This is a genomic window from Spirosoma lacussanchae (assembly GCF_005870035.1).
GTDB lineage: Bacteria > Bacteroidota > Bacteroidia > Cytophagales > Spirosomataceae > Spirosoma > Spirosoma lacussanchae.
Genome location: NZ_SWJG01000003.1, coordinates 541969 through 561584, shown reverse-complemented (window position 1 = coordinate 561584; position 19616 = coordinate 541969). Strand labels below are relative to the sequence as shown.

The following is a 19616-nucleotide window of genomic DNA, read 5'->3' as shown; positions in this document are numbered from 1 at the left end:
CAATTCTGTAGTAACGACAGGGCGTTGCCCGCGTAGCAGGCCCCTCCCCGTACCTCCGGCACCTGAACTAAACTGAATGTCCAACGCTCCCAACATACCGGCACTGTCTGATCTGCTGGCGGGTTGTCTCCGCAACCACCGGCAGAGTCAGGAGCTGTTATACCGACAGTTCTACGGGTATGCTATGAGCATCTGTCTGCGCTACTCGCCCACCCGCGAAGGCGCGCTGGAGGTAGTAAACGATGGCTTTCTGAAAGTATTTACCCGGCTGGATCAGTACGATTCGGCCCAACCGTTCAAGGGCTGGCTCCGGCGTATTCTGATCAACGCAGCCATCGACCATTATCGGCAGGAGGTGCGTCATCATTATCACGATACCATCGAGCAGGCTGAACCAACGGCGGTCAGCCCGTCGGCCGATGCCTTTAGCCTGCTCGCTCATGAAGACCTGCTGAAGCTGATTCAGCGGCTGTCGCCAGCTTACCGGCTGGTTTTTAACCTGTACGTCATGGACGGATTTACGCACGACGAAATTGCCGATCAGCTTGGCATTACGGTGGGTGCATCAAAATCGAACCTGGCCCGGGCGCGGGAAAACCTGCGCCAACTGCTGAAGCAATTAAACCACGATGAGTATGCAAGAGCTAACCGATGACCAATTGGACGGCCTCTTCAGAAAGTCGGCTGAAGAGTTCGATCCCCCATTCGATCCGGCGGCCTGGCAGGCCATGCGAAACCAGCTCGATACCCATGACCGAACGACGTCGGGGCCCGTACAACTGCGCGAACGACTCATTCGGTGGGGACTTCCGCTGGTATTACTCCTTATGCTGCTCCTGATAGGTGGTAGCTGGTACACCTCCCATAAAGAGTTCAGTCGTCGTACTACCCCCTCGCAATCGGGTCTGGCAACCACTGGCAACCACCCCCACCCCCTCAACCGGCGGGTCTGGGCACCGCTTGCGTTTGATCCGCTGACCAGTTCGGAACCAGAGCCTGCAACGGAGCGGCCCCTGGCCCGCGTAAAGGAGAACAAGAAGATAATACCCCTGGCAGCGGCTACGTCGGCCCGGATCAAAACCAAAGCCCTGTCAAACGGCCCCTCATCAACAAACAAACCTTTGCTGGAACCAGCTACCATACAACCTGTCGATGAAGCCGTTCCTGATCGGCCATCAGCCGTTAGCTCGAAGCCAGAACCGTTGCCCGGGCGCCCGGCTACGGAGCGATCGACCTCCGGCCGCTACCGGAGCCAGACGCGCCAGACAAGACGGCGGCTGACCAGCCCAGACAAGCCACTTACCAGCCGGACCGACCACCGTTCGCTGGCTTTGATTGGACTTACCGGTTCTGCCAATGGGTTTAAACCGGCCCGACAGCCATTCCGTATTGCCAACCCCGACTGGACCGCACCCGTGGCCGACGTCAGTTCGGCAGCAAGCCGGCCCGTGGAGACGGTTGACCAACCCCGGATGACTACCTCTTCGCCTTCATCGGTGAAGTGGCTGGCCATTCGACCGGGCCAGTGGCCGGACAAGTTAGCGTTTACTACCCGACCCGTAACGGCTCAGCCCGATACCGCTGCCCGGCAACAACCGACGTCATTGTCAGTACCGCGGGGCCTAAGCGTACGGTTTATGGTATCTCCGGATCTGAGCGCCGTTGGCTTACGCAATTTTGCGCGGCCGGGTACCAACATAGGGTTGGCGCTGGAGTACCGGCTTGCTTCGCGCTGGAGCCTTCAGGCTGGTGCGGTATGGAGCCGTAAAGTATACAACGCCCGCCCTACGGATTACGAATTACCAGCTCACTGGTACTCGAAAGTGAAGCCAACCGGCGTTAGTGGCGAGTGTTCGATGATCGACATTCCGGTGAACCTCCGCTACGATGTCATCAGCCGAACCCGTAGCAACGGACGTCCGCCCAGCCGCTGGTTCGTAAGCGGAGGAGTGACGAGCTATATTCTCCTAAACGAAGATTACACCTACAACTATGCCACGCCCAGCGATCCGGCCATCCGGTATTGGTCCCATACCGTAGATAGTACCACCCGGTATGGCCTCAGTCACCTCAACCTGTCAGTCGGGTACGAACGCGCGCTGAGCAGGCGGCTGTCGTGGCAGATCGAGCCGTTTATGAAAGTGCCACTCAAGAGCGTGGGATACTTTAAGATCAATTTGCTCAGTACCGGAGCGTTCCTCTCGCTTCGGTATAAACTGTAACATAAACCGCTGTTTCGGACCAGCTTTTCTGCCAGATCAACGCCGACAATTTCCTGATCCGGAGTCCGTTAATTCATGTAACTACATTATATTTTATCATCTATGCTAACCAAACCAACGAACGAAAACACGATGGACCGCGGTGAATTTATTCGCAGTCTTGGTCTGAGCAGCGCTGCGCTGATGTCATTCTATTGCCTGGGTACCCTTACGTCCTGCTCCGGTGGAGGTGACGATCCTGCACCCGGTGGCGGCACTACCACCCCGGTTACCTCGCCCGGCCTGACGGGCAATGCGGAGGCCAGCAAAGGTGCTATCAACTTTACGCTCGATCTGACCAGCACCGATTTCAGCAAGCTCAAAACGCAGGGCGAATTTGTTCGGGTAGGCGATGTGCTGGTGGCCAATACGAGTGGCAGTAAATACGTGGCGATTCAGCGGTTGTGTTCGCACGAGCGGCAGGATGCCGTTTCGTACCGGCTATCGTCCAACGACTTCGGCTGTAGCGTTCATGGCTCCGTCTTCGCGCTTGACGGCAGCGTGAAAGTAGCAGCCGGAGGTCCGAGCCAGCCCGCCATGAAACTGTATAAAACGGCGCTCAGCACCAACGGCAACTCGCTCCAGATAACCGCGTAATTCAGCTTTATCATCCTATATGACGTCCCTACGCCCACTTGCCTTTTTATCGCTGTTGCTGACGAGCCTGAGCCTGCTGGCGCAAACCCCGGCCACTGATACCACCTCCAGAAACGCCCCGGCCGCATCAGATACCTTGCCGGTACCCGCCGATGAGTCGGCCAATGCCCTGCTGGAGGGGCTGGCTGACGCCAACGAAACGCCTAGTCTGCTGCCGCAGAAAATGATTTTCACCCAGCGGGCATTTTGGGGGCCGAAGGGTTTGCTGCGCGTAACGAACATGGCTCCGCTCTCGTCAGCTGGGCGGGCTAAGGAACTCAAGATTCGGAGAACGATGCTGGTGGCGCACCAGATCGGCGGCTTTGTCACGCTGGCCGGCTTTGTGGCGCAGGGGCTTCTGGGCGCTAAACTCTATAACGCGAAGGGGCAGGAATACGCTGATACCAAAATCTGGCACGAGCGAATGGCCTCCTACATCAACGTTTCTTACGGCACTACGCTCGCTCTGTCGCTAACGGCCCCTCCGCCGGTGGTGGGCGCCAAACGAGGGCTGAGCTGGATCAGAGTCCATAAATACCTGGCCGTGGTTCACCTGGCCGGTATGGTAGCCACCAATGTGCTGGCCCAGAAAATCCAGACCGACAGTAGCCTCAAACCCGTTCACCGGGCAGCTGCCTATACGACATTTGGTGCTTACGCGGCTTCTATTGTGGCCCTAACGTTTTAGAAATTATGAACCGCATCCTACTCTGTTTATTCGTCCTGTGCGCGTGGGGCTTTGCCGGGCCGCTGGCCAAACGCAAACTCGTGGCCGACAAATCGCGGTCAACCGTGACTTACGCGGCCAAGCATCCGCTCCATAAATGGGAGGGCGTTAGTCATGACGTCAACTGCGCCATGATCTACAATGATGATACCAAAACACCAGAGAGTGTGGCCGTTTCGATCAAAGTAGCCTCGTTCGACAGTCAGAACAACAACCGCGATTCACACGCCATCGAAGTGCTTGAGGGGCTGAAGTATCCGAACGTTACGTTTGTCAGCTCGGGTATAAAAACCAACGAAGACGGCACGCTGAGCGCCAGAGGTAATCTGACTTTTCATGGGGTAGCGAAGCCGGTGAGCGTACAGGTCACCCGCAAAGAGGCTGGTGGCAAAATGACGCTGACGGGTGAATTTCCGGTCAGCCTGACCGAATACAATGTCGAGCGTCCGTCGCTGATGGGATTCAAGACCGACGATCTGATGACACTGCGGTTCGACCTAGTCTTTCCGCTATAAACACAACCTATCTGTCCCGTTTTGAGAGAGCCGCAAAAGCGGCTCTCTTGTTTTAGGGTAACGGGTTACGCACCGCCTTAGTAACTGATTCCTTCGTTGTACCGGAACAACACGTAGTTGGCGCCTTCCCGATAGCCGGGCACATCTTCGCGCTGCTGGCTGGCGTCCTTAAACTCGGCCCGTCCCGAAAGGACCAGAAATACCTGCAGCAGCCGGGCGTGAATGTGGGGTTGTATAATCCAGTCGAACGTACGGCTGCGCGTTACGATCAGTTCCGAGAACAGGTATTCGCCACCCGCCCGAGCCGTTGTTTCTCCGTAAATTCCGTCGTGCTGAGTAATGCGCATGGAAAAGCGTTTTGGCCTAAAGATGGCTATAAATACCTACATTGACCAGGAGCGGGGTAGTCAGACTTGTCCCGGTTCTGCCCGGTCCATCGGGTCTGCATGTTCGATTTATATCTAAAAAAAGCCGAAACGTATCCTGATGAGCCACCCTGTCGCCGGCAACTTTGCCAACTGTGTCAGTCATTATTTCGCTGTATTATTTTTCTCATAACCCTATGTATATAAACCCCTTTGCCCAATCAGAAAAATGGATGCGTAGTGTAGGGCTGCTGGCCTGCCTGATAGGTTGGGCAGGTGTGTTGCTGGCTCAACCGGCGGGCATGCCGCGCGGAGGTTCCACGGGTAGACCAAACACCCAATCCATTAGTCGAAAATGGCTCAATGTACCCTATGCGGCCAAATCGCCCGCTCAGCAGCTGGATATTTACCTGCCCGAAACCGGTGAAGGCCCCTTCCCGGTTATTGTTGCTATTCACGGGGGCGCGTTCAAACTGGGCGATAAAGCCGATGGACAGCTTACGCCCATGCTGGAAGGTCTCAAACGAGGCTATGCGGTGGTCAGCATTAACTACCGGCTAAGTGGAGAGGCCATCTTCCCGGCGCAAATTCAGGACGTAAAAAGAGCCATACGCTTCGTTCGGGCCAATGCCAGAACCTACAAACTGAACCCCGACAAGCTGGCTACCTGGGGCGGCTCGGCAGGTGGTCACCTGGCGGCTATGGCCGGAACAACCGGCACCCTCACGGACTTCGACGATCCAAGCGACCCGAACGTGGGGCAAAGTGCGCGGGTTCAGGCCGTTGTCGACTGGTTTGGCCCGGTCCAGTTTGATCAGATGGACGCTCAGTTCAGAGCCAGCGGCAAAGGACGGCCCGACCACGACGCGGCCAACTCACCTGAGTCAGAGCTGGTTGGCAAACCCATTCAGGAAGCCCATGATCTGGTCAAACGAGCCAGCCCTGCTATCTACATCAGCCCGGCATCCCCGCCCTTTTTTATTGAGCACGGCACCGAAGATCCGCTGGTGCCGACTGAGCAGTCAAAACTACTGGCAGCTGCGCTTCAGGACGTACTCGGCCCGGCCAGCGTATCGCTTACCCTGCTTGAAGGAGCGGGGCACGGTGGACCTCAGTTCAATACGCCCGAGAACCTGGCGAACGTATTTGCCTTTCTCGACAAGCACCTTAAGTAGTTTTCTGGATTTTTTGCTACTTTGAACTGACTTGTCTCCTACATATCCATGAAATCAAAAAACCTTGTCAGTCTGTCGGTTGCGGCCGTCTTTGCCGTTCTTTCCGTAACGGGTCTACTCATCTATCTGGGCCAGGGTAACCATACCATCGACCATACCCACGCCTGGTTTGGCATTCTGTTTTTCGGCGCGGCTGTTTTTCACATTATCAACAACTGGTCATCGATAAAAGGGTATTCGGTCAGCCGGCGCACCAATAGTATTCAGCGCGAGCTGATTATTCCGAGTCTGATTACGACTGTGTTCGTGGTCGGTATTGCGGCCGACTGGCCGGTGTTCAAAGACCTGGCCAACGCGGGGAAGAAAGCGTTCGGGCGGGGTAAACCCAAAAAAGAGGCTCTGTCGCAAACCACCGTCGACTCCATTGCCCGACGCCTGATTGCCGATCATAACAAGATCGACGCGCAAACCATCCGGTTCGATACGACGGCCGTACTGGGCGAGAACGTCATTGTGGCGCAGGGCACAGCCACGCGCGCCAAACCGGATACCACCACCTTCCGTTTCACTGATGTTCTCTCGCTGGAAGGCAAACAATGGAAAGTCGTGGCCGGTCAAACCGGGCCCCGCTACTAGTTAGTTGGGCCACCGGACCTCTTTCAGCGAAATGGATTTCGTATAAACGACCCGCCCCGCCCTGCCAGTGGATTCATTCCTGGCGGGGCGGGGCAGTCTATTCTATTCAGGAATAAACCCACTACGGGGGGCGGTCTGCCAGTGGGTTTACCTCTGCAGTACCATTCAGCCGGTTTTACTTAGATAGCAAGTTTACCCCTGGCAGTACCATTCGGTTTGATCGACCGTTTGATAGTAACCCCGCCAAGGGTGGCCCCACTGGCGGGGTTACTATCAAACGGTTGCTTACAATACCGTAATCAATCCTTTAATAACGGCACCCAGGCGAATCGCGTCCAGCACGCGGGCTTCAGAAGCACCGTGTTTGAGTACGCTCTCCTCGTGTGACCGAACGCACATTTCGCAGCCGTTCACGGCCGATACGACCAGGCTCATGAGTTCGAAAAACTCTTTACCTAATACTGGCGTCATCATGATGCTCATGCGGATACCCGCCTGGGCCGTGGTGTAATACTCCTTATCCATGAAGTGCCGGAACCGGTAGTACACGTTGTTCGTGCTCAGCAGCGATGTGCAGGCCAGCGTTTCGCTTAGCTCGGCGGCCGTGGCGCCTTCGGCTTCGGCGGCTTTGGTAAACGCGTCGATCAGCAGTTGCTGCTTTTCGTTGGCGGCCACCGACAGGGCCAGTAGCAACGCTTCTTTCTTGGTCAGGTTCTGGCTGTTGTTCAGCACATTGCCAACATTAATTTTCAGATCGCGTAGATACCGGTTGTCACCCAGCTGCTCCAGCACCGGGAAGTCAGCCGTTGTATCCATGCCCAGGTTGCTCAGCAGCGATTGGGCCGTGTCATTCAGTGTCGTTGTCATCGTGTAAATCGTATAAGCGTGCATAAGGATGATTGACCTCCTCATGCACGCTGGTTTATCGGACCGATCGCTTGTTCGTTAAGCGGCCAGGGTGGCTTCGCCTTTGGTCCAGTTGCAGGGGCAGAGCTCGTCGGTTTGCAGGGCGTCGAGTACGCGCAGTACTTCATTTACGTTACGACCTACAGACAGGTCGTTAACGGCCACCCACCGAACAATACCTTGCGGATCAACGATGTAGGTAACGCGGTAAGCTACTTTCTCGTTAGCTTCCAGAATACCCAGCTCATCGGCCAGCGACTTCGAGGTGTCGGCCAGCATCGGGAACTTCAGTCCGCGCAGGTCGTCATGGTTTTTGCGCCACGCCAAGTGAACGAACTCCGAATCGGTCGAGGCACCTACCAGCATGGTATCACGGTCTTCGAAGTCGTCAAATTTCTTGTTGAACTCAGCGATTTCGGTGGGGCAAACGAAGGTAAAGTCTTTCGGCCACCAGAACATAACGAGCCATTTGCCAGCCTGCCGGTGGTCGTCTGACGAGATTTCGTAAAACTCGTTGCCTTTATCGAGCGACACCACCGCCAACTTCTTGAACTCGGGAAATTCTGACCCTACCGAAACGATATGATTTTTCATGGACAAAACAGGTTGTATTCAATTGTAACGACTTACTTCTGTACAAAAATAGGCGTCTATATCTTATTAACTACTATCGATTTTATCAATGAGAAATAGATAAATTATATGCCTTGATTATTCTAATAACGAATTGCATTGTTCAGTATAGCACCAGCTCGAAACCTAACCAGCGCCTAACCGGATCTCCATATAATACAACTTTTGCCGTAATATCTCATTAAAGAAAAATTGCATCATAGTGCTATGACTCACAAAAAAACACCCGACTGCTCAGCCGGGTGTTATGCATAAAATCGACTGGTAACGGCTGGTTTATACGCTTACCAACTTTGGTTTCCGGAAGCCGCGCCAGGCCAGAATGGCGCTGATCAGAGTCAGCACGGCACTCAGCACGTATGGCGCACCAGGAAAGTAAACGGGTGCCTCGGTACTCGTAAAATACGAAAACAGGTTGGTCATAATCAGCGGGCCGAAAATCGACGTAGTACTAGTCAGACTGGTCAGCGCGCCCTGTACCTCGCCTTGTTCGTTGGCCGGTACCTGAGTCGATATAATCCCCTGCACCGAGGGGCCGGCAATGCCGCCCATGGCATAAATTGCCATAAACGCGAACATCATCCAGCTCTGGGTGGCAGCCGCAAAGAGGGCGAAACCCACCGCCGAAAACAGCAGCCCCACATAGACCGACCGCTCCTGACCCAGTTTGGGGATAATCACCCGCGTCAACCCACCCTGAACGATAGCAAACGCCAGCCCGATGGTAGCCAATGACCAGCCAACCATCTGCTCGTCCCAGCCGAATTTCTCGATGGTATAGAACGTCCAGGTGCCCTGTACCGAGAAACCGGCAATGTAGATCAGCACCAGCGAGGCCACCAGCCCCAGAATAACCGGATACCGACCCAGATTCAGTAGCGACCCGACCGGATTGGCCCGTCGCCAGTCGAACGGGCGTCGGTTTTCGGGAGCCAGCGATTCGGGCAGGATGAACAAGCCGTACAGGAAGTTGAGAAATGTAAGCCCCGCAGCGACGAAGAACGGCGTGCGCGACCCAAACTGGGCCAGCGTCCCCCCCAGCGCCGGGCCCAGGATGAAGCCAACCCCAAACGCAGCGCCTATCAGCCCGAAATTCTGCGCCCGCTTTTCGGGAGTGCTGATGTCGGCAATGTACGCGCTGGCCGTTGTGAAGCTAGCCCCCGTAACGCCCGCCAGCAGCCGCCCCAGGAACAACCACTCGATGGTCGGCGCAAACCCGGTCAGGACGTAATCGAGGCCGAAGCCAAACAGCGAAAACAGCAGCACCGGCCGGCGGCCATACTGATCGCTGAGCCCACCCAATACCGGCGAGAAAATGAACTGCATAGCCGCGTAGGCAAACGTCAGCCAGCCACCATACCGGGCTGCCTGGCTGATGTTGCCATCGATGAGCTGCTCAATCAGTTTCGGAACAACGGGAATAATGATACCTAGCCCCGTTACATCGATCAGGAGGGTGATAAAAATAAAGATGAGCGCCGGGCCGCGACGGTCAGATACAGCAGGATTGGCCATAATGATAAATGAAGAATGATGAACGATGAATGGGTAACCGCTCGCGCAATACCCATTCATCGTTCATCATTCTTCATTCTTTTTTTACGCGTATGTATTCAGCATCACTGGCATAACCAGCATCAGAATATCCTCGTTTTCTTCTTTGTCGGCAGGAATCAGCAGACCGGCCCGGTTGGGAGCCGACATTTCGAGCGAGATCATCTTGGCGCTCAGATTGCTCAGCACTTCAGACATCAGCTTGGCGTTGAAGCCGATTTCCATCGGTTCGCCATCGTAGTCGCAAAGCAGTTTCTCGTTGGCTTCGTTCGAGTAGTCGAGATCCTCGGCCGAGATGGTCAGCGAGTTGGTTTTGAGCGACAGCCGAATCTGGTGTGTAGTGCGGTTGGCATAGATCATAATTCGCTTCAGCGAGTTGAGCAGATCGGTCCGGCCAATGGTCATCACGTTGGGGTTGTTGGTCGGGATGGCGTTTTCGTAGTCGGGGAAACGCTCGTCGATCAGGCGGCAGATCAGCTGCGTAGGTCCAAACGTGAACGACGCGTTGGCCTGGCTGAATTCGGCTACCACCGGCACATTTTCCGGCAGCGAGGCTTTGAGCAGCTGCAGCGCCTTCCGCGGTACGATCAGCGACGCACTGGCTGCCGAGCCAAGGTCGGTCCGGCGGTAGCGGATCAGGCGGTGACCATCGGTAGCCACGAAGGTAGCATTGTCGGTCGACAGCTGCAGGTATACCCCCGTCATGGCCGGGCGCAGATCGTCGGTACTGGTAGCGAAGACGGTGTTGTTGATGGCGCTCAGCAGAATATCTGACGTCATATCGACCGACAGGGTCTTAGTCACGGTCGGCAGTTTGGGGAAGTCGATCGGGTTTTCGCCGGAGAGTTTGTAGCGACCGTTGTCGGTCAGGATTTCGGTGCCGAAGGTGTCGGTATCTATGTTGACTGTAACGGGCTGTTCGGGCAGACTACGCAGGGTATCGAGCAGCAGCTTGGCCGGAATGGCAATGGCGCCGTTCTCGCTGGCTTCGACCGGAATCTGGGTGGTCATGGTCGTTTGCAGGTCCGAAGCCGTAACGGTCAGCGTACCATCTTCAATGCGAAACAGGAAATTTTCAAGGATGGGAACGATGGGATTCGTGGCCACTACCCCGTTTATATGCTGAAGATTTTTAAGAAGGACGGACGAGGAAACGATAAATTTCATGGGCCTGTTGTTTAGGGGCGATTCATGATTCGATATATCTACAAAAGTAGCAAAAAATACTGAGACGGATGGAAACAGAACTGGTCAACCGAGTAGCCAATAGTGGCCTGGTAACGCTCGATCTGGAAGACTTTTATCACCCGGGCGAGCGCCTGATCTACGACCTGAAAGATAACCTCTACATGGGGCTTATTCTGAAAGAAAAGGACTTCCGCGCTTTCCTGAAAGAACACGACTGGAGCCAGTATGCTGGCAAAAACGTAGCGATCACCTGTACCGAAGATGCCATCGTTCCGACCTGGGCCTATATGCTGCTGACCTTACAGCTCCAGCCCTACGCCAATACAGTTGTATTCGGGTCGCTGGCCGATCTGGAGACAAAGCTGTATCTCGACGCCATTGCCCGGATCGACCCCGAGGCTTACCGCGATGCGCGCGTTGTGGTGAAGGGCTGCTCGAAAGTGCCGGTGCCTACGTCGGCCTACGTGGAGCTGACGCGAGTGTTGCGGCCGGTGGTGCAGAGTTTGCTCTTCGGCGAGCCCTGCAGCACGGTACCGCTCTACAAACGGTCGGTTCCCAAACCCGTCAGGTCCTGAGATGCCTGCTGGAGCCCGCAGCAAAAAAAGCCCCATTCGTTGACCGGATGGGGCTTTTTTGCCATTAAACAACAGGAATCAGCCGCCCGATCAAGTTTGGCTTTTTTTACTGCCTGATTTGTAACTATTTGCTATAAATTGACTTTTCCCAAACTTTTCACCCACGCTTTGTATGCAACTCGAAATCCGCAACCTTTCTAAAACCTATTCGAACGGGGTTCACGCGCTCAAAGATGTAACGCTAACCATTCCACAGGGCATGTTCGGGCTCCTGGGGCCTAACGGGGCCGGTAAGTCGAGCCTGATGCGTACCATCGCCACCCTTCAGGAAGCCGACAGCGGTAGCATTACACTGACCGATGTTGGCGGGGCCGACCTGAACGTGCTGACCCAGAAAGACGCTACCCGCCGGCTGCTGGGCTATCTGCCGCAGGAGTTTGGTGTTTATCCGCGCGTAACGGCCGAGGCCATGCTCGATCATATCGCTACGCTGAAAGGCATCGCCAACGGTCGCGAGCGGAAAGAGCTGGTGTCAGGTTTACTCCAGAAAGTGAACCTGCACGCCGTTCGGAAGAAGAACCTCGGTACGTTTTCGGGGGGTATGAAACAGCGCTTTGGCATTGCACAGGCCCTTATCGGTAACCCACGGCTCATCATTGTCGACGAACCCACGGCGGGCCTCGACCCGGCCGAGCGCAACCGCTTTCATAACCTGCTGGCCGAAATTGGGGAAAATACGGTAGTAATTCTGTCGACCCACATTGTTGAAGACGTCACGAACCTCTGTTCCGACATGGCCATTATCTGCCTCGGCGAGGTCGTCGCACAGGGAAATCCCAACGATCTGGTGGCCGATCTGCACGGTAAAGTCTGGCAGAAGTTTGTGGAGAAAACCGAGATCGATACCTACCGGACCATGCACCGCGTCATCTCGACCCAGCTGAAAGGCGGCAAAACCCGGCTACACGCCTACAGCGACGGGCCAATACCCGGTTTCGACGCCGTCATTCCCGACCTGGAAGACGTCTACTTCGCCAAAATCACAGAGCGTATGGAAGTCACGACGGTCTAACAGTGAACGACCGACCACGGCGAAAGAGCCGCGTGATAGACTTAGGTTTCTACTCTAACTCCCTTACGACTTATGTTTTTCGAAATATTCCGTTTTGAAGTGGCGTACCGGCTCAAACGACCGGCTACATACCTCTACGCCCTGATTTTATTCCTGTTCACGTTCCTGTTTGTCATTTACGGCAGCGGTCCGGCCTCCGAGAAAACCAACGTGAACTCGCCCTATGCCGTCAGCCAGTTCGTTGTGGTGCTGACGATCTTCGGTATGCTCATCGCGTCGGCCATTATGGGTGTGCCGGTCTACCGCGACATCGAACACAGCACCAAAAATTACTTCTTTAGCTTCCCCGTTACCGAGCGGGGCTATCTGCTGGGGCGGTTTTTCGGGTCGTTCGTCGTGCTGCTGGGGATCATGATCGTCGGATTGCTGGGCATTGCAGTGGGGTCGCTGCTGGGGCCGGTGTTCAACCTGGCCGACAACACCGAACGCTTCGGGCCCATCCGGTTCCGCGACTATGCCCACCCCTTCCTGCTGTTTGTCGTGCCGAATATGTTCCTGGTTGGCAGCATCTTCTTCGGGCTGGTTGCCTTTTCGCGGCAGGTTTTTACGACCTACGCAGCCAGCATTCTGTTGTTCATCGGGTACCTGCTGGGCAGCACCCTGGCCAGTGACCTCGACAACAAGCGGCTGGTCAACCTGCTCGATCCGTTCGGTTCCTACGCCTACGACAACGCTACCAAATACTGGTCGCCGATTGAACAGAACACACTCCTGGCACCCCTGGAAGGTGATCTGCTCACCAATCGGTTAATCTGGGGCGCCGTAGCGCTGCTGATCTTTGGCCTGACCCTGTTCAGATTCAGTTTCACCCGATTCCTGGCGGTTAAACTCGGCCGGAAACAAAAAGGGGCCGAAGAACCGGTACTGATCCCGTCGCTGGCCAGTCTACCCAAACCGACGCCTGTTTTCCAGACCAGCGCTTATGTTCGGCAGATGTTCAGGCAGGCCGGGCTGGAGTTTCGCAGCATTGTTCGTGATCCGTATTTCATAGCCATTCTGCTCGGTGCGGTGCTCTTCCTGTTCCTCGACGGCTGGTTCGGCTCGCAGATTTACGGAACACCCTCGCTACCCACGACCTACGCCATGCTAGAAGCTCGCAACGGCACCTTCTTTTTCTTCGTCCTGATCGTCCTGATTTTCTACACCGGCGAGGTTGTTCACCGCGACAAGTCGGTGCATTACGACACCATTGCCGATGCCCTGCCCGTACCCGACTGGATGAACTACGGCGCTAAGCTACTGTCGATGCTGTACGTCTGTTTGCTCCTATGCAGCCTGGTGCTGGTATCGGGGGTGCTGAACCAGACGGTAAAAGGGTATTTCAACTACGAATTTGGCCTGTATTTTCGCGACTTGCTCGCCATTGGCTTTACCCAGTATTTCCAGCTGGTGATGCTGGCCTTCTTTGTCCATACGCTCGTCAACCAGAAGTTCACGGGTCATATCGTTACGCTGGCCGTATACATCGTGATCTGGGCCGTGCCACAGTTTGCCGAATTCGGCTACCGGCTGGCTATCCCGTTTTCGGGGGGCGGGGTTACTATTTCGGATATGAACGGCTTCGGGCATTACCTGACCGGCCTGTTTGCCTTTCGGGCTTACTGGTATGCGTTCGGTGGCCTGTTGCTGGTGCTGGCGCTGTGGTTCTGGAACCGGGGCAGCGATACCGCCTTTAAAGCCCGCTGGCAGCTGGCCCGGCAGCGGATGGGTCGGGTGTCTATCGCCGTATTCGCCATCCTGCTGCTGGCCTTTGTCAGCATGGGCGCCTGGATCTATACGAACGTCAGCGTCAAAAACCGCTACTACTCGGCCGACGAAGGGCGGGAACGACTCGCCGGCTACGAGAAGAAGTACAGCAGATACCGCAACGCACTCCAGCCCAAGATCACCAGCGCCCGCGTAAACGTGGATATCTACCCCGACGATTTCAAAGCCGTAGCGGCTGGTCAGTTTGTGATCGTCAACAAGGGCGATCGGCCCATCGATTCACTGCACATCAGTATGGCGCCTGACAACTTTCACCGCAGTCTGACGCGCTTCACCATCAACGGCACAGCTCCCGGCAAGGTATTCAGCGACGAAGCGATGGGCTATACGATCTACCGGCTGAGCAAACCCCTCAACCCCGGCGACAGCGCCCGTATGGAGATGGCCGTAACGGGTCAGTATGTCGGGTTCGCTAACAGCGGCAACGACCGGGATATCCTGAGCAACGGCACCTTCTTCAACGTCGATATCCTGCCCGGCTTCGGCTATAACGGCGACGCCGAACTCAGCAGCGACAAGTATCGCAAGAAGTATGGTCTGCCCATCAAGGAATGGTCGCTACCCACCCAGACCGACCCGCGCGGCCTGCGCGATTTTCTGTTCACGACCGATGCTAACTGGGTTACCTTCGAGGGAACCATCTCCACAACTCCCGACCAGACGGCCATCATGCCCGGCGAGCTGCTGAAGACCTGGACAGCCAACGGCCCCGACGGTAAGCCGCGCAAGTATTTCAAGTATAAGCTACCTGGCTTCTCCGATTACTTTTTCAGCATGTGTTCGGCCCGCTACGGCGTCAAACGCGACAAATGGACTGGTCCCGACGGCCAGACGGTGGCGCTGGAGATCTACCACCAGCCCGGCCACGAGCGCAACCTCGACCGGTTTATGGCCAGCATGAAGGCATCGCTCAGCTACTACACGAAGAATTACGCGCCTTACCCGTATCCGGTGCTGCGGGTGCTGGAGTTCCCCCGCTATGCCTCGTTTGCGCAGTCGTTTCCGACTACGGTGCCGTATTCGGAAGAGTTTGGCTGGGTGGGCGACTTCCGCGACCCCGACAAGACCGACTACGCCTATTACGTAACCGCCCACGAAGTAGCCCACCAGTGGTGGGGTCACCAGATTATGCCAAGCCGCACCCGGGGCGCCAACCAGATTTCGGAGACCATGGCCGAATATTCGGCACTGATGGTGCTGAAACAACGATACGGAGCCGATGCCATGCCGAAGTTCCTCAAGTACGCCCTCGATCAGTACCTGCGCGGCCGATCGAACGAAGACAAGTTCGAAGCCAATATGCTCGACAACGATACCCGCAGCTATGTCTGGTACCAGAAGGGATCGATGTTGATGTATGCCCTGCAGGACTATATTGGCGAAGAGCGGGTCAATAAGGCGATGAACGACTACATGAAGGCCGCTCGTTTCCGGCAGGAAGCCCCCTTCACGACCTCGCTGGAGTGGTACGGATTCCTGAAGGCCGCTACGCCCGACTCGCTCCGGCCCTGGCTGACCGACAACTTCGAAAAACTGACGCTCTACGACAACCGCATCACCAAAGCCGAAGCCAAGGCCCTCGGCAACGACCGCTACCAGGTCCGGCTCTACATCCGTTCCGAAACGCAGTATTATGACAAGACCGGTAAAGAGGTTAGCAAAGGTAAAAACCCCGTCGTAGCCGATATTGCAGTACTGACTGCCGATAGCAAAAACAAAGATGGGCTGACTATCAAAGTGCCGTTGCTGATGCAGAAGCGCAGCATTCGGCCCGGCGAGCAGGTCATTGACGTAACCGTAAAAGGCAAACCAGTCAAAGCTGGTATAGACCCGTACAACAAACTCATCGACCGCGTATCCGACGACAATCTGGTGAATGTCGATCTGTTGTAACTTCCGGCTTTCCTGAACGAACTATGTATAGCCCCGGCCTGCACATACTGGCCCAGTTTACAGCGCCGGCATCGACCCTGACCGATGCCGGCAGCTGCAAACGGCACTTCGACCAGCTTGTCGACACGCTCGGCCTGGCCAACGTTGGCGAGGTGTACCACAGCTTCCCGAACGGCGGTTTTACGGTGACGATCTGCCTCACCGAGTCGCATATTGCGATGCATACCTGGCCCGAATACGGACTGGCTACCTTCGATGTGTTCCTATCCAACTACCGGCGCGATAACCAGGCGCGGGTCCGGCAGATCTACACCGAAACCCTGTCGTTCTTTCAGGGCATCGAGCAAACCAAAACCGAACTGCTCCGATGACCGATTCTGTACCGACTACGCCCCCATCGGCCACGCTGACCTGCCCGAATTGCCAGACGTCGATTACGTATTATGACGTTACGGGTAGCTCGTTCTACGCCTGCCCGGCCTGCGCTACCCTGTTCGAATACGAACACGAAGGACCAGCGCGTATTATCCATGCCTTCCAGAAACTACGTACGCAGCCGCTCATACCGATCGGCGCGTCGGGTACGCTGGGCGGCAACGCCTACCGCGTAGTCGGATTCATGCGTAAGACCGAAGCCGGCGCGTCGGCGGAGTGGAGCGAGTACGTGCTGTACAGCCCGGTGGTCGGCTATGCGCAACTGGCCGAATATAACGGCCACTGGCAGTTTATCCGGCCGGCCCCGCGAAATGACTATACCATCCTCAAAGAATCGGCCCGCTCCTGGACCGTCACCGACGACGATCGGGAATACCAGCTGTATCACCATTACCAACCCCGTTTGCTGGCGGCCGTTGGGGAGTTCGACTGGAATATCCGGGAAGACGAAGCGCTGACGATATACGAGTTCATCGCGCCCCCCTACCTGCTCTCCAGCGAGCAGAAGAACGAACAGGAAGCGAGCTGGTACCGGGCCGAGCACCGCTCCCGGCAGGCCATTGCCGACGCCTTCGGACTCGATAACGACCTACCGCAGCCGCTGGGCGTAGGCGCCATACAACCCTCACCCACCGAAGGCTTACTGCCTCCGCTCATATCGCTGACGATCGGAGCCTGCCTGGCCGTACTGCTGATTATGCTGATTTTTAACGGATTCCGATCATCACCTACGCTGATCGAGCAATCGTTTTTCAGCCAGCGCGACTCGACGAAAGGCAACGCCCTGCGCGAGTTTATCAGCCCCTCGTTTGCGGTAGAAGGCCCAACCGCCCTCGCTGTTCAGATGAACACAACCCTGACCAACCAGTGGGTCGAGCTGGCGGTACGGCTCGTCAACGACCAGACGGGCGACGCCTACGAGTTTGCCAAAAGCATTGAATACTACTCGGGGGTAAGCGGGGGCGAAAGCTGGACCGAAGGCCGTCAGAGCGAATCGGCCGTACTGTCGCGGGTACCGTCGGGGCGGTATCATCTGGAGGTGCAGCCCTATGCCGAAAACGCCATGCCCGCTCCGGTTCGCATCACGGTCAAACAGAATACTACCCTGCACTCCAACATTTTTCTGATACTGGCGGCTCTGCTGATCTACCCCATTATGAGCTACATCCGCCAAGCCAGTTTCGAACAACGGCGCTGGGCCGAGAGCGACTACGGCGCCATGGACGATTGATAAACCGATGAACCAATTCAAACCCGTTCGGCTCTACGGCCTGGTTGTACTCCTGGCGCTGGGCGTTTTCACCTGGGCTACCGTTACCGGCACCCGCCTGCTCGGCGACGATGATGAGTCGGTCGAGAAACGGCAGGGCTACCGCTCGGGCGGACGCTCGGGGGGCCGCGTTGGCCGCACTCATTTCTACCACAAATAACTGCTACCCTTATGGAATACCTGAACCCCAAACTGATCACGGCATCGGTGGTTTACTCCCTGATCGGCATCCTGATTCTGGTCGTCAGCTTTTACATCTTCGACAAGCTCACGCCCAAAACGCTCTGGAAAGAGATCATGGAGGAGCACAATACCGCGCTGGCTATTGTGGCGGCTGCGTTCATGCTGTCCGTAGCCCTGATCATCAGTTCGGCCATTCATGGTTAGCGAAGAACAACCCCGATCAGCGCGCGGCAACGCATCCCGGCCCGACCTGCTGCCGGTGCTGCTGCTGGTATCGGTGTTTGTAATTGCTACCTGCGGACTCATCTACGAGCTTATTGCCGGTACGCTGGCCAGCTACCTCCTGGGCGATTCCGTTACCCAGTTTTCGACCATCATCGGCACCTATCTGTTTGCGATGGGTATTGGCTCGTGGCTCTCAAAATACCTCGACGGCGCCCTGCTGAAGTGGTTTATCCGGATTGAGATACTGGTCGGTCTGGTCGGCGGCTGGTCGGCCCCGCTGCTATTCGTGCTGTTCGAATATGTGCAGTCGTTCCGGGTAGTTCTTTACGCGCTGGTGGGGCTGACGGGGATACTGGTCGGGCTGGAGATTCCGTTGCTCATGCGGATTCTGGAAGGCCGGTACGCGTTCAAGGATCTGGTCTCGCGCGTGTTCACCTTCGATTATATTGGGGCGCTGCTGGCGTCGCTGATTTTTCCGCTGGTGCTGGTGCCGCAGCTGGGCCTGGTGCGTACCTCGCTGTTTTTCGGACTGCTCAATCTGGCAGTGGCAGCTGTGGTACTGTACCGCTTTCAGGATACGCGACCCTACCGGCGCAGCTTCACCCTGACTATGATTGTCGCGTCGATGCTGATGCTGGCCGGGTTCTTGGGTGCCGACCGGATTATGACCTATACCGAAAGTCTGGCGTTTCAGGATAAGGTCATCTACAGCAAAACCACCCAGTATCAGCGAATTGTACTGACGCGTAATGCCCGCGAGTGGCGGCTGTTCCTGAACGGCAACCTGCAATTTTCGTCGGCCGACGAATACCGCTACCACGAAGCCCTCATTCACCCGGCCATGCAGCAGAATCCGGCAGCCCGGCGGGTGCTGGTGCTGGGCGGTGGCGATGGGCTGGCGGTACGGGAACTGCTGAAATACCCGCAACTCGATGCCATCCGGCTCGTTGACCTCGACCCCGGCATGACGCAGCTGTTTCAGCAGAACGAGATGCTGCTGGCGCTGAATCAGCGGTCGCTGCTGGCGCCGAAGGTGCAGGTACTCAATACCGATGCGTTTCTGTTCGTTCGGCAGGACACCAGCCGGTACGACCTGATCGTGGTCGACTTCCCCGACCCAGCCAACTATTCGATCGGGAAACTGTACAGCACCGCTTTCTACAGCGAACTGGACAAACTCCTGTCGGCAAACGGCGTCGTAGTGGTTCAGTCGACCTCACCCTACGTAGCCCGGCGCTCGTTCTGGTGCATTGCGCATACGCTCGAAGCCGTTGGGTTCCAGACCATGCCGTATCATGCGTACGTACCGTCGTTTGGCGAGTGGGGCTACGTGCTGGCTTCCCGCAACCGGCCGCTGACGTCGGTTCATCGCGCCGTCAGGCTACCAACCGGACTGCGCTATATCAACGCCCGAACGCTGGCCGACCTCACCCATTTCCCCACCGACATGGCCGAACTTCCTACCGATATCAACCGACTCAACAACCAGGCGCTGGTTCGTTATTTTGATGACGACTGGGGCCCCTACAGCCACTGAGCC

Annotated in this window: 20 protein-coding genes; 15 read left to right on the top strand and 5 right to left on the bottom strand. The window is 56.3% G+C overall.

What is annotated here, in order from left to right:
• The first annotated feature begins 76 nt into the window (after window positions 1-76).
• From FBR45_RS15500 to FBR45_RS15480, 5 genes are all read left to right on the top strand, one after another.
• Entirely contained in the window at window positions 77-655 is a 579-nt protein-coding gene (locus FBR45_RS15500) for an RNA polymerase sigma factor (RefSeq protein ID WP_077919304.1), read from the top strand.
• On the top strand, window positions 636-2222 hold the full coding sequence (locus FBR45_RS15495; RefSeq protein ID WP_138503885.1) for a porin family protein: 1587 nt from the start codon (window positions 636-638) through the stop codon (window positions 2220-2222). Before FBR45_RS15500 ends, FBR45_RS15495 begins: the two co-directional genes overlap by 20 nt.
• 102 nt (window positions 2223-2324) lie before the next feature.
• On the top strand, window positions 2325-2858 hold the full coding sequence (locus FBR45_RS15490; RefSeq protein WP_138503883.1) for a Rieske 2Fe-2S domain-containing protein: 534 nt from the start codon (window positions 2325-2327) through the stop codon (window positions 2856-2858).
• A 19-nt stretch (window positions 2859-2877) separates the two neighbouring features.
• Complete coding sequence (locus FBR45_RS15485; protein WP_138503880.1) at window positions 2878-3585, top strand: hypothetical protein; 708 nt, start codon at window positions 2878-2880, stop codon at window positions 3583-3585.
• Window positions 3586-3590: 5 nt separating this feature from the next.
• Complete coding sequence (locus FBR45_RS15480) at window positions 3591-4139, top strand: YceI family protein (protein WP_138503878.1); 549 nt, start codon at window positions 3591-3593, stop codon at window positions 4137-4139.
• A 77-nt stretch (window positions 4140-4216) separates the two neighbouring features.
• Here the strand turns inward: FBR45_RS15480 and FBR45_RS15475 are convergent, their stop codons facing one another.
• Window positions 4217-4486 carry a cupin domain-containing protein gene (locus FBR45_RS15475; protein WP_138503877.1) on the bottom strand — a complete coding sequence of 90 codons (270 nt, stop codon included), beginning with the start codon at window positions 4484-4486 and terminating at the stop codon, window positions 4217-4219.
• 215 nt (window positions 4487-4701) lie between these two features.
• Here FBR45_RS15475 and FBR45_RS15470 point away from each other — a divergent pair, with 215 nt between their 5' ends.
• Both FBR45_RS15470 and FBR45_RS15465 read left to right on the top strand, forming a co-directional pair.
• Window positions 4702-5679, top strand: a complete 978-nt coding sequence (locus FBR45_RS15470; protein WP_138503874.1) for an alpha/beta hydrolase — start codon at window positions 4702-4704, stop codon at window positions 5677-5679.
• Between the two features lie 48 nt (window positions 5680-5727).
• A complete protein-coding gene (locus FBR45_RS15465) occupies window positions 5728-6315 on the top strand; it encodes a DUF4405 domain-containing protein (protein WP_138503872.1) in 588 nt (195 codons plus the stop codon).
• 285 nt (window positions 6316-6600) lie between these two features.
• On the opposite strand, the gene FBR45_RS15460 is transcribed toward FBR45_RS15465, so the two are convergent.
• The 4 genes from FBR45_RS15460 to dnaN all read right to left on the bottom strand — a co-directional run bounded on the left by FBR45_RS15460 (window position 6601) and on the right by dnaN (window position 10575).
• A complete protein-coding gene (locus FBR45_RS15460) occupies window positions 6601-7182 on the bottom strand; it encodes a carboxymuconolactone decarboxylase family protein (RefSeq protein WP_138503870.1) in 582 nt (193 codons plus the stop codon).
• A gap of 78 nt (window positions 7183-7260) precedes the next feature.
• On the bottom strand, window positions 7261-7815 hold the full coding sequence (locus tag FBR45_RS15455) for a peroxiredoxin (protein ID WP_077919314.1): 555 nt from the start codon (window positions 7813-7815) through the stop codon (window positions 7261-7263).
• 315 nt (window positions 7816-8130) lie between these two features.
• Window positions 8131-9369 (bottom strand): TCR/Tet family MFS transporter, encoded by a 1239-nt coding sequence (locus FBR45_RS15450; RefSeq protein WP_138503868.1) that lies wholly within the window; start codon window positions 9367-9369, stop codon window positions 8131-8133.
• An 84-nt stretch (window positions 9370-9453) separates the two neighbouring features.
• Window positions 9454-10575: a DNA polymerase III subunit beta gene (dnaN, locus tag FBR45_RS15445; RefSeq protein ID WP_138503866.1), complete on the bottom strand. Its 1122-nt coding sequence runs from the start codon at window positions 10573-10575 to the stop codon at window positions 9454-9456.
• Between the two features lie 68 nt (window positions 10576-10643).
• Between dnaN and FBR45_RS15440 the strand changes: the two genes are divergently transcribed.
• The 8 genes from FBR45_RS15440 to FBR45_RS15405 all read left to right on the top strand — a co-directional run bounded on the left by FBR45_RS15440 (window position 10644) and on the right by FBR45_RS15405 (window position 19613).
• Window positions 10644-11171, top strand: coding sequence for a DUF2480 family protein (locus FBR45_RS15440; protein WP_138503863.1), 528 nt, complete (start codon window positions 10644-10646; stop codon window positions 11169-11171).
• A gap of 172 nt (window positions 11172-11343) precedes the next feature.
• On the top strand, window positions 11344-12243 hold the full coding sequence (locus FBR45_RS15435; protein WP_138503862.1) for an ABC transporter ATP-binding protein: 900 nt from the start codon (window positions 11344-11346) through the stop codon (window positions 12241-12243).
• Between the two features lie 72 nt (window positions 12244-12315).
• Window positions 12316-15963 (top strand): ABC transporter permease/M1 family aminopeptidase, encoded by a 3648-nt coding sequence (locus FBR45_RS15430; protein WP_138503860.1) that lies wholly within the window; start codon window positions 12316-12318, stop codon window positions 15961-15963.
• Between the two features lie 23 nt (window positions 15964-15986).
• Window positions 15987-16334: an S-adenosylmethionine decarboxylase family protein gene (locus FBR45_RS15425; protein ID WP_138503858.1), complete on the top strand. Its 348-nt coding sequence runs from the start codon at window positions 15987-15989 to the stop codon at window positions 16332-16334.
• The gene (locus FBR45_RS15420; protein ID WP_138503856.1) at window positions 16331-17629 is read left to right on the top strand and encodes a DUF4178 domain-containing protein; all 1299 of its coding nucleotides are present in this window, start codon (window positions 16331-16333) and stop codon (window positions 17627-17629) included. The genes FBR45_RS15425 and FBR45_RS15420 overlap by 4 nt, the downstream gene beginning before the upstream one ends.
• A gap of 7 nt (window positions 17630-17636) precedes the next feature.
• On the top strand, window positions 17637-17828 hold the full coding sequence (locus tag FBR45_RS15415) for a hypothetical protein (protein WP_138503854.1): 192 nt from the start codon (window positions 17637-17639) through the stop codon (window positions 17826-17828).
• A gap of 11 nt (window positions 17829-17839) precedes the next feature.
• A complete protein-coding gene (locus tag FBR45_RS15410) occupies window positions 17840-18055 on the top strand; it encodes a DUF350 domain-containing protein (protein WP_077919323.1) in 216 nt (71 codons plus the stop codon).
• Window positions 18048-19613: a polyamine aminopropyltransferase gene (locus FBR45_RS15405; RefSeq protein WP_138503852.1), complete on the top strand. Its 1566-nt coding sequence runs from the start codon at window positions 18048-18050 to the stop codon at window positions 19611-19613. The genes FBR45_RS15410 and FBR45_RS15405 overlap by 8 nt, the downstream gene beginning before the upstream one ends.
• The last annotated feature ends 3 nt before the right edge of the window (window positions 19614-19616 follow it).